Raw genomic sequence first — 14,465 nt, 5'->3', positions numbered from 1 at the left:
GGCGGCGACGGCTTCCGCGAGGCTCGTCGTGCCGTCCCGCACGCGTGCGAATGCGGCATCGCGCAGGTTGCGCACGCCTTCGGCTGCCGCGCATTGCGCGAGCGCCCCGACGCTTGCGCGCGCGACGATGCGCTCCGCGAGTTCCGGCGAGACCGGCATCGTCTGATGCAGCCCGATGCGGCCGCGATAGCCGATCCCGTGACAGGCGGCGCAGCCGCGCGCGACGAACGGCCGCCATCCGGCCGCCAGCGCCGCCGGGTCGCAGCCGGCTTCCCGCAGCCCGCGCGCCGGTGCGTCCGACGGGACACGGCATGCGACGCACAGGCGCCGGACGAGGCGCTGCGCGGTGACGAGCTGCAGCGCGGCCGCGAGGTTGTACGGCGCGACGCCGATATCGAGCATGCGGGCGATGGCGGCCGGCGCGTCGTTCGTGTGCAGCGTCGACAGCACGAGATGGCCGGTCTGCGCGGCCTTGATCGCGACGTCGGCCGTTTCGGCATCGCGTATCTCGCCGACCATGATGATGTCCGGATGCTGCCGCAACAGCGCACGCAGCGCCGTCGCGAACGTGAGCCCGGCCTTTTCGGCGACACCGACCTGGTTGATCCCGTCGAGCTGGATCTCGGCGGGATCCTCGACCGTGCAGACGTTGTGCGCGTCGCGATCGAGCATCTGCAGCGCGCAGTAGAGCGATAGCGTCTTGCCGCTGCCGGTCGGGCCGGTGACGAGCACGAGGCCATGCGGCGCGCGTATCGCGGCCTCCATCGCGGCGGCCTGCTGCGCGTCGAAGCCGAGACGGGCGAGCGTGAGATCGGGCGGCAGCGTGTCGAGGCGCCGCAGCACGAGCTTTTCGCCGAACAGCGTCGGCAGCGAGCTGACGCGATAGTCGCCGCGCGTGCCGCCGTCGATCGCGATGCGCAGCCTGCCGTCCTGCGGAAGTCGCCGCTCGGCGATGTCCATGCGCGCGAGCACCTTGATTCGCGTGACGAGCGCGTCGCGCAGGTGCGCGGGCGGCCGCGCGTGGTCGTGCAGCACGCCGTCGATACGCAGGCGGATGCGCCAGCCGGTTTCGAACGGCTCGACGTGGATGTCGGATGCATCGCGCACGCGTGCCGCGTGCAGCGTGTCCGTCAGCAGCCGCACGGCCGGCGCATCGTCGAGCTGGGCCGCGTCGAGTGCGTGAGGCACGGCGGCAGGCGGCGCGGCGGAGCGGGCGGGCGGCGGCTGCATGCGCAGCGGCGCCCCGGAAGGAGGAAAAGGCATGTGAGCCGGCACGCTGGCCGCCTGTTGACCGTGACCTGCAGATGGTCGCGCGTCGCGGGCGGTGCCGGCAGTCGGCCGTTCGGCTAGCGGGTGGCGGCGCGTGCGGTGCGCGCGCCGCGCGGCTTGAAGAGCTTGACGGTGCGCACGGCCTGATCGTCGCTGCGCATCACCTCGAGCATCACGTCGCCGATCTTCAGGCACACGTCGTCTTCCGGAATTTCCTCGAGGATTTCGAGCACCAGTCCGTTCAGCGTCTTCGGACCGTCGGTCGGCAGCTTCAGGTGCAGCCAGCGGTTCAGTTCGCGCAGCGGCATGCTGGCCGACACGATGCATTCGCCGTTCTCGTCCCAGCCGCCCGCGCGTTCGCTGCGCGGCATCGACGTCGTGAATTCGCCGATCAGTTCCTCGATGATGTCTTCGGGCGTGACGAGCCCTTCGAGCTCGCCGTACTCGTTGACGACGAGCGCGGTGCGTTGCCGCGTTTCCTGGAAGAACTGGAGCTGCTGGACCACCGGCGTGCCCGACGGCACGTAGTACGGCTCGGCGAGCAGCGTGCGCAGCGTCTCGCGGTCGAACTCCTGATTGTGGAGCGCGGTCAGCGTCTTGCGCACGTGCAGCACGCCGAGCACCTTGTCGATGTCGCCTTCGTAGACGACGAGCCGGTTGTGATAGCAGGTTTCGAGCTGGTGCAGGACGTCGTCGAGCGGCGCGTAGAAGTTGAGCGACTCGATCTGTCGGCGCGGCACCATCACGTCATCGACCGTGATGTTCTCGAGGTCGAACAGGTTGAGCAGGATGCTGCGGTGCTTGGTCGGCATGAAGCTGCTCGACTCGAGCACGATGGCGCGCAGCTCGTCGGCCGACATCCGCTGGTCGCGACCCTTCTTCGTGTTGATGCGCAGCGCCCACAGCACGCCGTTCGCGAGCGCGTTGACGAACCAGACGACCGGCTTGAACACGCGCATCAGCGGCGCGATCACGAGGCTCGCGGGCAGGGCGATGCGTTCGGGGAAGGTCGCGCCGACGATCTTCGGTGCGATTTCCGCGAACACGATGATCAGGAACGCGACGATGCCGGTCGCGATCGACAGCGCGAGGTTGTTGCGGCCGAACGTATGCAGCGCGAGCGACGTCGTCAGGACCGGGATGATCGTGTTGAACAGGTTGTTGCCGATCAGGATCACGCTGAGCAGCAGGTCAGTGCGCGTGAGCAGGCCTTGCGTGGTTTTCGCGCCGAGCGCGCCCTGGCCGGCGAGATGCTTCAGCCGATGGCGGTTGAGCGCCATCATCGCGGTCTCGGAAATCGAAAAGAAGCTGGAGCAGAGGAGAAGCAGGAAGACGGCGCCGATTTGCGCCCATAAGGGAATTTGGTCCACGCGTCGGATGGGCAGTGAAGGACAGGGATGGAGGGAATATAGCAGAGGCCGGCGACCGCGATGTGTCGTGCGCGACACATGGGGCCTGAGGCGGCCGGGCAAAAAAAAACCGTGCACACGGTGCACGGTTTTTTACAAATCTGGTCGGGGTGAGAGGATTCGAACCTCCGGCCTCTACGTCCCGAACGTAGCGCTCTACCAGGCTAAGCTACACCCCGATTTGGACTCTTCCGATTTTGCCGTCTTCTTCAAGACCGCTGCGTCGTCGAGCAAGAACATAACTATAACGACGTTTCTTTAAAAAGGGAAGGCCTTGGAGAAGAAAATTTTCGAGACAGGTGAATTTCCCGTGTCGACGGTGCGTCGTCGCAGCCGTGGCGGCGACGCACGCGATCGGCTTACGACTGTCGCGACGTCGAATACGAGCACAGCGCGAGCAGGCTCTCCTTGTAGATCGAATCGGGGAACGCGGCGATCGCGGCTGCTGCGGCCTGCGCTTCCTGACGCGCGCATTCGAGCGTGTGATCGAGTGCGCCGGAGCGCGTGATCGCGTCGAAGATCGTGTCGAAACGATCGGTGCCGCCCTGTTCGATCGCTTCGCGCGCCAGTGCCGACTGCTCGGGCGTGCCGCGTTCGATCAGATAGATGAGCGGCAGCGTCGGCTTGCCTTCGCGCAGGTCGTCGCCGGCGTTCTTGCCCATGGCCTCGACGGTGCCTGCGTAGTCGAGCCAGTCGTCCATGATCTGGAACGCGGTACCGATGCGGCGCCCGTATTCGGCGGCGGCGGCCTCGGTCGGCGCATCGGCGCCCGCGAGCACGGCGCCCAGGCGGGCCGACGCCTCGAACAGCTTGGCCGTCTTGTAGCGGATCACCTGCATGTAGCGCGTTTCGTCGACGTCCGCATCGTGCATGTTGAGGAGCTGCAGCACCTCGCCTTCGGAAATGATCGTCGTCGCTTCGGACAGGATCTCCATCACGCGCATCTTGCCGACGCCGACCATCATCTCGAACGAGCGCGAGTAGAGGTAATCGCCTACCAGCACGCTCGCCGCGTTGCCGAACAGCGCATTGGCGGTCTGGCGGCCGCGGCGCAGCTCGGATTCGTCGACGACGTCGTCATGCAGCAGCGTGGCCGTGTGGATGAACTCGACGACGGCGGCCAGCACGTGCCGCTGGTGCGACGTTTCGCCGAGCGCGCCGGCGACGAGCAGCAGCAACGCCGGACGCAGCCGCTTGCCGCCCGCACCGATGATGTACTCGGCGATCTGGTTGATCAGCAGCACGTCGGACGCGAGGCTTTGCCGGATAACGCGATTTACCTGCTCCATGTCGCTGGTGATCGGAGCGAGCAGGTGGGCGGCGCTGAGGGTGGGGGAGGCGGTGGACGACGACATGATGATGGAATTGGGTGATGCGGCGGATTATAAGTCGAATCCGCGAAATCCCGGTCTGTCAGACGTGCCGCAGCCGTGATTTTGGCCGTTCGGCCGGGGCTTGTGCGCGGCAATCGTCGATCGGTTTTGACTTCGGTGCTAACCCCATGTATAATCACGTGTTTTCCGCGCGTGGTGTGCGGAAAAATTGGATCCAGAGTGAGGTTCTCAATGTACGCGGTCATAAAAACCGGCGGCAAGCAGTACAAGGTTGCCGTTGGCGAAAAACTCAAAGTAGAACAGATACCGGCTGACATTGACGCTGAAATCACGCTCGACCAGGTTCTCGCAGTGGGCGAAGGCGAATCGATTAAGTTCGGTGCGCCGCTGGTCAGTGGGGCTTCCGTCAAGGCCACCGTTGTGTCGCACGGTCGTCATGCCAAGGTCACCATCTTCAAGATGCGTCGCCGGAAGCACTACCAAAAGCACGGCGGCCACCGCCAGAACTACACTGAGCTGCGCATCGACGCGATCAACGCGTAAGCGCCTCGGTAAAGGAGCAATCAGATGGCACACAAAAAGGCAGGCGGCTCTTCCCGGAACGGCCGCGACTCCGAGTCGAAGCGTCTCGGCGTGAAAGTGTACGGCGGCCAGGCAATCAATGCCGGCGGCATCATCGTGCGTCAGCGCGGTACGCGCATGCACGCAGGCGAGAACGTCGGCATGGGCAAGGATCACACCCTGTTCGCGCTGGTCGACGGTCACGTCAAGTTCGCGACGAAGGGCGCGGACAAGAAGCATCTGGTCATCGTCGTCCCGGCGGCTGCCTAAGTCAGGCACCCACGGGCTTCGTAGCCGAAAGGCCCCGCAGTCTTCGCGGGGCCTTTTTTTATTTGGTCGCCGGGCGCATGCGCGGGCCGGCGACCCTCGCGCAACCGGCGTACGATCGGCCGAACGGCAGATTGTTCAAGCGTGCCGGCGCGCGGCACAATAGCGGAAATACTGGGCGGAGTGACGAATGAAGTTCATTGACGAAGCACGAATCGAAGTCATCGCCGGAGACGGGGGTGATGGCAGCGCGTCGATGCGCCGCGAGAAGTTCGTCCCGTTCGGCGGGCCGGACGGCGGCGACGGCGGCCGGGGCGGCAGCGTCTACGCGATCGCCGACCGCAACATCAATACGCTGATCGACTACCGATACGCGAAGAAGCATCTCGCGCGCAACGGCGAAAACGGTCGCGGCTCGGATTGCTACGGCAAGGGCGGCGACGACGTTACGCTGCGCATGCCGGTGGGCACGATCATCAGCGACATGGATACCGGCGAGCTGATCGCCGACCTGACCGAGCACGACCAGCAGGTGATGCTTGCCCAGGGTGGTGCCGGCGGGCTCGGCAACCTGCATTTCAAATCGAGCACGAACCGTGCGCCGCGCCAGAAGACGGACGGCAAGCCGGGCGAGCGGCGCATGCTGAAGCTCGAGCTGAAGGTGCTCGCCGACGTCGGTCTGCTCGGCATGCCGAACGCGGGCAAGTCGACGTTCATCTCGTCGGTGTCGAACGCGCGGCCGAAGATCGCCGACTACCCGTTCACGACGCTTGCGCCGAACCTCGGCGTGGTGCGGGTCGGCCCGAGCAAGAGCTTTGTGATCGCCGACATCCCGGGGCTGATCGAGGGCGCGGCCGAAGGCGCGGGCCTCGGGCATCAGTTCCTGCGCCACCTGCAGCGCACCGGCGTGCTGCTGCATCTGGTCGATCTGGCGCCGTTCGACGAAAGCGTCGATCCGGTCGCGGAAGCCACCGCGATCGTCGGCGAGCTGCGCAAGTACGACGAAGCGCTGTACGAAAAGCCGCGCTGGCTCGTGCTCAACAAGCTCGACATGGTGCCGGAAGACGAGCGCGAGGCGCGCGTCGCCGATTTCCTCGACCGTTTCGGCTGGGACGGCCCCGTGTTCGAGATTTCGGCGTTGACGGGCCAGGGCTGCGAAGCGCTGTGCTACGCGATCTACGATTACCTGTCCGAGCATTCGGACGCACACCGTGCGGCGGAAGCGGAAGATCTCGCGGCGGACGTGCGTTTCCGCGATGCGCCGCCGGCGAACGGCGGTGCGGCGCCGGGCGACGACGCCTGAGCGGTTCCGGAACGCGCCGGGCGTGCCGCCCGGCGTCGGCGTTCAATCGCGCCCTGCCGGGCAGGCATCAGATACAGGAGACAGTGCAGGATGCGTTCGATCATCGCGGATTCGAAGCGATTGGTGGTGAAGGTGGGTTCCAGCCTCGTGACCAACGACGGCAAGGGGCTCGATCATGCTGCAATCGGCCGCTGGGCAGCCCAGATCGCCGCATTGCGCGCGCAGGGCAAGGAAGTCGTGCTCGTCAGTTCGGGCGCGATCGCGGAAGGGATGCAGCGCCTCGGCTGGAGCAAGCGGCCGCGCGAAATCGACGAGTTGCAGGCCGCCGCGGCGGTCGGCCAGATGGGGCTCGCGCAGGTCTATGAGAGCCGCTTCACCGAGCACGACATCCGCACCGCGCAGATCCTGCTCACGCACGCCGACCTGGCCGATCGCGAGCGCTACCTGAATGCGCGCTCGACGCTGCTCACGCTGCTGCGGCTCGGCGTCGTGCCGATCATCAACGAGAACGACACGGTCGTCACCGACGAAATCAAGTTCGGCGACAACGACACGCTCGGCGCGCTCGTCGCGAACCTGATCGAAGGCGATGCGCTGATCATCCTGACCGACCAGACCGGGCTGTTCACGGCCGATCCGCGCAAGGACCCGAACGCGACGCTCGTCGCCGAGGCCAATGCGGGCGCGCCGGAGCTCGAGGCGATGGCCGGCGGCGCCGGTTCGAGCCTCGGTCGCGGCGGGATGCTGACGAAGATCCTCGCGGCGAAGCGTGCGGCACACAGCGGCGCGAACACCGTGATCGCGAGCGGCCGGGAGGCCGACGTGCTCGTGCGCCTGGCGGCCGGCGAGGCGATCGGCACCCAGCTGATCGCGCGTACCGCGCGGATGGCGGCGCGCAAGCAATGGATGGCCGACCATCTGCAGGTGCGCGGCCATGTCGTGATCGACGCCGGCGCGGTCGAAAAGCTGACGGCCGGCGGCAAGAGCCTGCTGCCGATCGGCGTGATCGACGTGCAGGGCGCGTTCGCGCGCGGCGAGGTGATCGCGTGTGTCGGCCCCGACGGGCGCGAAGTGGCGCGCGGGCTCACGAACTACAGCAGCGCGGAAACGAAGCTGATTCACCGCAAGCCGAGCGGCGAGATCGAGGCGGTGCTCGGCTACATGCTGGAGCCGGAACTGATCCATCGCGACAACCTCGTGCTGGTGTGATCGCCGGCCAGGTTTCGGGTGTCCAGGCAGTCCAGTGAAAAAGCCCGCGCGACGCGGGCTTTTTCGAGTGGCATGCGATGCGGAGGGCCCGCACCGTGCGCCGTCAACGCAACTGCGTCATCGCGGTGCGGTGGAACCGGATGTTTTCCAGGATCTGCCGGGTCGAGCCTTGCGGCATCTTGTTCGAGCAGAAGTAGTCCTGATACAGCGCGGAGTGGTAAGCGTTCAGTTCGCCGTTCTCGATGCGCCGCCAGTCGTTCTCGACCGTGCGATCCCAGCCGTTGTGGTCCGAGTTCAGGCCCGCGTACTGGCGCCATTCGTAGGTGTCGCAGCGGATGCCTTCGTAGTTCACGTTGCGCGCGCCGGCCGGGCTCGTGATGACGACCGCGTAGCGCACGACGCCATCGGAGCCGACGTCGAGCGACTTCGCGTCGACGAAGAACTTGAGCGGCGTGTTCTGCGATACGTTGAACGGCAGCAGGTCGCCCGTTTGCGGCAGCGGCGGCAGCGTGTCGACCGTGTTTTCCTTCCAGTTCCCCTGGCGGTCCAGCAGATAGACGAACTCGCTGTCATCCTTGTTGGACGGCGCTTTCGAATTCGCGCAGCCGGCCAGGGCAGCCATCGCGGCGATCGATGCGAGCGCGAGAGCAATCGCTTTCAATATGCATTCCTCGTAAAAAAAGGGCGCGACACCATGGTCGCGCCCGGTCATGCAGTCCGACTCGTCATTTGCCGACGATCACGTGGGGCGGCATCTCGTCGAGCGTGCTCGCCTCCACTTCGATCTCCGAACACACTACCGATGTGTCGACAATCGTCAGCGTCTGCTGGGCCTGTACGCCAATGACGCGCGGATAGCGCGACATTCGCGGCCCGCGCGGCTTCTCGGCTCGCTGCGCCGGGCGGCGCAGGAAGCGCGACAGTTCCGTCAGCGCCAACTGATAGACATCCCGCTTGAACTCGATCACCGCATCGAGCGGTACCCAGTACTCGTTCCAGCGCCACGCATCGAACTCCGGGTGATCGGTCGCGCGCAAGCAAATGTCGCAATCGCGTCCAACCATCCGCAGCAGGAACCAGATCTGCTTCTGGCCGCGGTAATGACCGCGTACTTCGCGTTTGATGAACTTGTCAGGCACCTCGTAACGCAACCAGTCGCGAGTGCGGCCGATTATCTTGACGTGTTCCGGATGCAGGCCCGTTTCCTCGTGCAGTTCCCGGTACATCGCCTGCATGGGGGTCTCGCCGTACTTGATCCCACCTTGAGGAAACTGCCAGGAATGCTCGCGGAGCCGCTTGCCCCAAAACACCTCGTTGCGCGCGTTCAAGAGGATGATGCCGACGTTCGGGCGAAAGCCTTCACGATCCAGCATACAACCACCTTCGAATCCTTTAAAATTGCTTTGATTATAAACAGATAACGGGCGCTGCGCACCGTGACGGAGCGAAACCGCGCGGGGTGCACCGACTGAATTGTCCCTGATTAGTCTGCTACGTCATCTGCGCCATCGTCGTTCGTCGCGCGCAGCTTTTTCACCTTGAAACTTTTTCGGGCGCCCCGCCTGGGGGCGCCGTTTTTGGAACCGTCCGCATGAAAGCTTCCCGTTTCTTTATCGGCACCCTGAAAGAAGCTCCCGCCGACGCGGAGATCGTCAGCCACAAGCTGATGGTCCGCGCCGGCATGATCCGTCGCGTCGCCGGCGGCATCTATAACTACCTGCCGGTCGGCTTGCGTTCGATTCGCAAGGTCGAGGCGATCGTGCGCGAGGAAATGAACCGGGCGGGCGCCATCGAGCTGCTGATGCCGGCCGTGCAGCCGGCCGAGCTGTGGCAGGAATCGGGCCGCTGGGAACAGTACGGCCCCGAGCTGCTGCGCTTCAAGGACCGCAAGGACAACGACTTCGTGATCGGGCCGACGCACGAGGAAGTCATTACCGACATCGCGCGCAACCAGATCAAGAGCTACCGGCAGATGCCGGTGAACTTCTACCAGATCCAGACGAAGTTCCGCGACGAGATCCGTCCGCGCTTCGGCGTGATGCGCGGCCGCGAATTCATCATGAAGGACGCGTATTCGTTCGACAAGGACGCGGCCGGCCTGAACGAGTCGTATCGCAAGATGTACGACGCGTACGTGCGCATCTTCACGCGCCTCGGCCTCGAGTTCCGCGCGGTCGCGGCCGACAGCGGCTCGATCGGCGGCAATTTCTCGCACGAGTTCCACGTGATCGCCGACACCGGTGAGGACGCGATCGCCTACTGCCCGACCTCCGACTTCGCGGCGAACATCGAAGCGGCCGAAGCGCTGCCGCTGATCGCCGAACGCGCGGCGCCGGCGCAAGCGCTGGAAAAGGTCGCGACGCCCGGCAAGGCGAAGTGCGAAGCCGTTGCCGAACTGCTGGCGATCCCGCTCGAGCGCACGATCAAGTCGATCGTGCTCGCGACCGACAACGAAGGCGCCGAGCCGACGATCTGGCTGGTGATGCTGCGCGGCGACCACGACCTGAACGAGATCAAGGTGTCGAAGCTGCCGGGCCTGAAGAACCACCGCTTCGCGACCGAACAGGAAATCGTCGAGTGGTTCGGCACGCCGCCGGGCTACCTCGGCCCGGTCGGCACGAAGAAGCCCGTGAAGGTGATCGCGGACCGTACGGTCGCGAACATGAGCGACTTCGTCGTCGGCGCGAACGAGGTCGACTATCACATCGCCGGCGTGAACTGGGGCCGCGACCTGCCGGAGCCGGACGTCGCCGACGTGCGCAACGTGAAGAAGGGCGACGCGTCGCCGGACGGCAAGGGCGTGATCGACATCTGCCGCGGGATCGAGGTCGGCCACGTGTTCCAGCTCGGCACCAAGTATTCGGAAGCGATGGGTGCGACGTTCCTCGACGAGTCGGGCAAGCCGCAGCCGATGCTGATGGGCTGCTACGGCGTCGGCGTCACGCGCATTCTCGGCGCGGCGATCGAACAGAACTTCGACGACAAGGGCATCATCTGGCCCGAGTCGATCGCGCCGTTCGAAGTCGTGCTGTGTCCGATGGGCTATGACCGCAGCGAGATGGTGCGCGAGACGGCCGACAAGCTGTACGCGGAACTCGTCGCGGCCGGCATCGACGTGATCCTCGACGACCGCGGCGAGCGCCCGGGCGTGATGTTCGCCGACTGGGAACTGATCGGCGTGCCGCACCGCCTGGTGATCGGCGAGCGCGGCCTGAAGGAAGGCAAGATCGAGTACCAGGGCCGCCGCGACGCCGAAGCGACGCTGTTGCCGGCCGACGCGGCTGCGGCGACGGTCGCGGAGAAGATCCGCGCCGCGCTCGCACGCTAAGCTCGGCGCCCGGGGGACACGATGGAATACACGTTCCTGTCGGCCACCGTGCTCTTGGTGCTGATCACCGATCCGCTCGGCAACATCCCGCTGTTCATTTCGGCGATGCGGGACGTGCCGCGCGAGCGGCGCGTGAAGCTGATCCTGCGTGAAGTGGGGATCGCGTTCGTGATCCTGCTGTTCTTCATGGTGGTCGGCGACCGCTTCCTGCGGATGATGAGCCTCACCGACCTGTCGCTGCGGCTCGGCGGCGGGATCGTGCTGTTCCTGATCGCGCTGCGGATGATCTTCCCGCACCCGGACGGCGCGCTCGGCAGCGATCCGCGCGCGGGCGGCGAACCGTTCATCGTGCCGCTCGCGATTCCGGCACTCGCCGGGCCGTCCGCGCTGGCGACGGTGATGCTGCTGACGTCGCAGGCGCCCGGCAAGATGCTCGAGTGGGCCGGCGCGCTGACGGTCACGATGCTCGTCTGCGCGATCACGCTGGTGCTGGCCGAGCGGATCCAGCAATGGCTCGGCGAGCGGACGGTCGCGGCGTTCGAGCGGCTGATGGGCCTCGTGCTCGTCGCGATCTCGGTCGAGATGCTGCTGGCCGGCATTCGCGCGTTCGTGCACCAGTTGTAGGGCAGGCCGCGTACGCACGAAAAAAAGCGGCGCGCCGGGAAACCGGCGCGCCGCTTTTCTTATGGGGCCGGCAGGGCGGCGATCAGACGTCGGCGGTCAGCGCGCGGATCGTCGGCAGGTTGCGCCAGTAGCCCTTTGCGTCCATCCCGCAGCCGAACACGTAGCGGTCCGGCACCGAGAAGCCGCAGAAGTCGGGGTGCAGCGGCTTCGCCTTCGCGAGCGTCTTCTCGCACAGCACGGCCGACATGAAGCGCTGCGCGCCCATGTCGAGGATCCGGTCGCGGATCGCGGCCATCGTCTCGCCCTCGTCGAGGATGTCGTCGAGCACGAGCACGATCCGGTCCTTCACCGATTCGCGCGGCGCGACGCGCCAGTGCATTTCCGGGCTGCCCTGCGTCGTGTTGCGGTAGCGGGTCAGGTGGATGTAGTCGAATTCGAGCGGGAAATCGAGATGCGGCAGCAGCATCCCGGTAAACACCGCGGCGCCGCCCATCACCGAGAGAACGAGCGGGAACGCGTCGCCGATCTCGGCGCGGATCGCGTCGGCCATCGTGGAGATCGACGCGTTGACGGCATCGGCCGACACGATCTCTTCGGAGTGGTTGAAAATGTGGAGGGCTTCTTCGCGGTTCATGTGTTCTGGCGGGCAGTCGGTATACAAATAAGAATGAAGCAGAACGGCGGGCGCGCGCTACAGCAAAAACCCGCGCGCCCGGCCGGCGGGCGGAATCAGCGCATGCCGGGCATCATGCCCTTCAGGCCGCGCATCATCTTCTGCATGTTGCCGCCCTTCAGCTTCTTCATCATCGTACGCATCTGATCGTACTGGTTCAGCATCCGGTTGACTTCCTGCACCGGCACGCCCGCGCCGGCTGCAATGCGGCGCTTGCGCGTCGCCTTGATGATTTCGGGTTTGGCGCGCTCGGCCGGCGTCATCGAGCTGATGATGCCTTCCATCCGGCGGATCTGCTTTTCGGCCTGGCCCATGTCGGCCCCGGCGGCCGCCTGCTGGAACTGCGCGGGCAGCTTGTCCATCAGCGACGACAGGCCGCCCATGTTCTTCATCTGCGAGATCTGCGCGCGGAAATCGTTCAGGTCGAAGTCGCCGCCTTTCTTGACCTTGTCGGCCAGCTTCTGCGCGGCCTGCACGTCGACGCCGCGCTGTGCCTCCTCGACGAGCGCGAGGATGTCGCCCATGCCGAGGATCCGGTTCGCCATCCGGTCGGGGTGGAACACTTCCAGGCCGTCGAGCTTCTCGGCGACGCCGACGAACTTGATCGGCTTGCCCGTGATGTGGCGCACCGACAGCGCGGCGCCGCCGCGTGAGTCGCCGTCGAGCTTGGTCAGCACGACGCCGGTGAGCGGCAGCGTGTCGTTGAACGCCTTCGCGGTGTTGACCGCATCCTGGCCGAGCATCGCGTCGACGACGAACAGCGTTTCGGCCGGCTTCAGCGTGCCGTGCAGCGCGGCGATTTCCTGCATCATCGCCTCGTCGATACCGAGGCGGCCGGCCGTGTCGACGATCAGTACGTCATGGTAGTGGCGCTTCGCCCAGTCGACGGCCGCAATTGCGATGTCGACGGGTTTCTGGTCGGGCGTGGACGGGAAGAAGTCGGCGCCGACCTGTTCGCTCACCGTTTTCAGCTGCATGATCGCGGCCGGGCGATACACGTCGCACGACACGGTCAGCACCTTCTTCTTGTACTTCTCGCGCAGCAGCTTCGCGAGCTTGCCGGCGGTCGTGGTCTTGCCCGCGCCCTGCAGGCCGGCCATCAGGATCACGGCGGGCGGCGTGACCGCGAGGTTCAGCTCGGCGGCCTTGCCTTCGTAGTCGCCGCCGATCACGGCGGTCAGTTCCTTCTGGACCACGCCGACGAGCGCCTGGCCCGGCGACAGGCTGCTGATCACTTCTTCGCCGAGCGCCTTTTCCTTGACCTTGGCGATGAATTCGCGGACGACCGGCAGCGAAACGTCGGCCTCGAGCAGCGCGAGACGCACCTCGCGGAGCATCTCCTGCGTGTTCGCCTCGGTGAGCCGGGCCTCGCCGCGCAGCGTCTTGACGACGCGCGCCATCCGTTGAGTGAGATTGTCGAGCATGGGGAGCGATGGACAGTGGGGCCCGAAGGCGCGGCGGAACCGAACAAAGGGAGCCGTCGCGGGAAGGGGGCCTAGTGTAAACTTCGAACATGGATATTGTACTGTATGCCCTCACCGCATTCCTGTACGGCGGCCTCGCCGTCGCAGGCTGGCGCACGCACCGCCAGGGTGCGACGCCGCTCGTCGCGAGCGTGCCGGCCGTGCCGGTTCCCGCGTCCGCCGCGTCGGGGATGAGCGGGGCCGGCCGCGCGCTGCTGTTCGCCGCGCTCGTCGCGCACGGCGTACTGCTCCACATGACGATCTTTCCGAACGACGCGATGGTGTTCGGCTTCGCGTTCGCGCTGTCCGCGATGTTCTGGCTCGGCGCCGGCATCTACTGGATCGAGAGCTTCTTCTTTCCGCTCGACAGCCTGCGCCTGCTGGTCTTGCCGCTCGCGTGCGGCGCGTCGCTGCTGCCGCTCGTGTTCGGCGGCGTGCGGGTGCTTCCTTATGCCGCGGCACCGCTGTTCAAGCTGCACTTCCTGATTGCGAACATCGCGTACGGGCTGTTCGCGATCGCCGCGCTGCACGCGATCCTGATGCTGATGGTCGAGCGGCGGCTGCAGTCGCTGCGCAGCGGCGGGCGCGACGGCTCGACGGGCTGGATCGCGAGCTGGCTCGAAACGCTGCCGCCGCTGCTCACGCTCGAGAAGCTGCTGTTCCGCCTGATCGGCGCCGGCTTCGTGCTGCTCACGCTGACGCTCGCGTCGGGCATCCTGTTTAGCGAGCAGATCGACGCGCGCGCGCTGCGGCTCGACCACAAGACCGTGTTCGCGATCCTGTCGTGGCTGATGTTCGGCGGCCTGCTGGTTGCCCGCAAGACGTCGGGCTGGCGCGGCCGCGGCGCCGCGCGCTGGGTGCTCGTGTCGTTCGCCGCGCTGCTGCTCGCGTATGTCGGCAGCCGGTTCGTTTTCGAGGTGCTGCTGCACCGTTCCGTGGTTTGACCGCAGGTTTCCGATGCGACAGATTCTTCTCCTGATCCTTCTCTTCTTCGCGGGTTCGTGGCTCGCGCGCAAGCTGCGCCG

General features: G+C 66.0%; 14 protein-coding genes, 1 tRNA gene and 1 pseudogene. 8 read left to right on the top strand and 8 right to left on the bottom strand.

Translation table 11 applies throughout. From position 1 onward, the window contains the following. From G3N62_RS29805 to G3N62_RS29790, 4 genes are all read right to left on the bottom strand, one after another. Positions 1 to 1,263: ATPase, T2SS/T4P/T4SS family (locus G3N62_RS29805; RefSeq protein WP_206141382.1), on the bottom strand; the 1,263-nt coding region annotated here is incomplete at its 3' end. A gap of 83 nt (positions 1,264 to 1,346) precedes the next feature. Beyond that, positions 1,347 to 2,639 (bottom strand): HlyC/CorC family transporter, encoded by a 1,293-nt coding sequence (locus tag G3N62_RS29800; RefSeq protein ID WP_175027950.1) that lies wholly within the window; start codon positions 2,637 to 2,639, stop codon positions 1,347 to 1,349. A gap of 141 nt (positions 2,640 to 2,780) precedes the next feature. Next, a tRNA-Pro gene (locus G3N62_RS29795) sits at positions 2,781 to 2,857 on the bottom strand. 180 nt (positions 2,858 to 3,037) lie between these two features. Continuing rightward, entirely contained in the window at positions 3,038 to 4,033 is a 996-nt protein-coding gene (locus tag G3N62_RS29790; RefSeq protein WP_031398933.1) for a polyprenyl synthetase family protein, read from the bottom strand. Between the two features lie 210 nt (positions 4,034 to 4,243). Between G3N62_RS29790 and rplU the strand changes: the two genes are divergently transcribed. From rplU to proB, 4 genes are all read left to right on the top strand, one after another. After that, entirely contained in the window at positions 4,244 to 4,555 is a 312-nt protein-coding gene (gene rplU, locus G3N62_RS29785; protein ID WP_027783472.1) for a 50S ribosomal protein L21, read from the top strand. A 24-nt stretch (positions 4,556 to 4,579) separates the two neighbouring features. After that, complete coding sequence (rpmA, locus tag G3N62_RS29780; protein ID WP_006476999.1) at positions 4,580 to 4,843, top strand: 50S ribosomal protein L27; 264 nt, start codon at positions 4,580 to 4,582, stop codon at positions 4,841 to 4,843. A gap of 187 nt (positions 4,844 to 5,030) precedes the next feature. Further along, the gene (gene obgE / locus G3N62_RS29775; RefSeq protein WP_034186369.1) at positions 5,031 to 6,143 is read left to right on the top strand and encodes a GTPase ObgE; all 1,113 of its coding nucleotides are present in this window, start codon (positions 5,031 to 5,033) and stop codon (positions 6,141 to 6,143) included. Positions 6,144 to 6,233: 90 nt separating this feature from the next. After that, positions 6,234 to 7,352 (top strand): glutamate 5-kinase, encoded by a 1,119-nt coding sequence (gene proB / locus G3N62_RS29770; protein ID WP_034186370.1) that lies wholly within the window; start codon positions 6,234 to 6,236, stop codon positions 7,350 to 7,352. A 103-nt stretch (positions 7,353 to 7,455) separates the two neighbouring features. On the opposite strand, the gene G3N62_RS29765 is transcribed toward proB, so the two are convergent. Both G3N62_RS29765 and G3N62_RS29760 read right to left on the bottom strand, forming a co-directional pair. Further along, positions 7,456 to 8,064, bottom strand: a complete 609-nt coding sequence (locus G3N62_RS29765) for a CNP1-like family protein (protein ID WP_034186371.1) — start codon at positions 8,062 to 8,064, stop codon at positions 7,456 to 7,458. 13 nt (positions 8,065 to 8,077) lie between these two features. Continuing rightward, positions 8,078 to 8,725: an RNA pyrophosphohydrolase gene (locus tag G3N62_RS29760; RefSeq protein WP_034186372.1), complete on the bottom strand. Its 648-nt coding sequence runs from the start codon at positions 8,723 to 8,725 to the stop codon at positions 8,078 to 8,080. Positions 8,726 to 8,943: 218 nt separating this feature from the next. Here G3N62_RS29760 and G3N62_RS29755 point away from each other — a divergent pair, with 218 nt between their 5' ends. Further along, entirely contained in the window at positions 8,944 to 10,680 is a 1,737-nt protein-coding gene (locus G3N62_RS29755) for a proline--tRNA ligase (protein ID WP_049030429.1), read from the top strand. Between the two features lie 21 nt (positions 10,681 to 10,701). Beyond that, positions 10,702 to 11,304 (top strand): MarC family protein, encoded by a 603-nt coding sequence (locus G3N62_RS29750; protein ID WP_034186374.1) that lies wholly within the window; start codon positions 10,702 to 10,704, stop codon positions 11,302 to 11,304. Between the two features lie 82 nt (positions 11,305 to 11,386). Here the strand turns inward: G3N62_RS29750 and G3N62_RS29745 are convergent, their stop codons facing one another. Next, positions 11,387 to 11,938 (bottom strand): hypoxanthine-guanine phosphoribosyltransferase, encoded by a 552-nt coding sequence (locus G3N62_RS29745; protein ID WP_124670809.1) that lies wholly within the window; start codon positions 11,936 to 11,938, stop codon positions 11,387 to 11,389. 95 nt (positions 11,939 to 12,033) lie between these two features. Continuing rightward, entirely contained in the window at positions 12,034 to 13,401 is a 1,368-nt protein-coding gene (gene ffh / locus G3N62_RS29740; RefSeq protein WP_034186376.1) for a signal recognition particle protein, read from the bottom strand. 89 nt (positions 13,402 to 13,490) lie between these two features. Between ffh and ccsA the strand changes: the two genes are divergently transcribed. Both ccsA and G3N62_RS29730 read left to right on the top strand, forming a co-directional pair. Then, positions 13,491 to 14,384, top strand: a complete 894-nt coding sequence (gene ccsA / locus G3N62_RS29735) for a cytochrome c biogenesis protein CcsA (protein ID WP_034186377.1) — start codon at positions 13,491 to 13,493, stop codon at positions 14,382 to 14,384. Between the two features lie 13 nt (positions 14,385 to 14,397). Beyond that, positions 14,398 to 14,465: pseudogene (locus G3N62_RS29730) on the top strand (deaminase); the annotation flags it as partial.

Source organism: Burkholderia sp. Tr-20355, assembly GCF_017104685.1.
GTDB lineage: Bacteria > Pseudomonadota > Gammaproteobacteria > Burkholderiales > Burkholderiaceae > Burkholderia > Burkholderia seminalis.
This window is presented reverse-complemented; position numbering and strand designations above follow the sequence as displayed.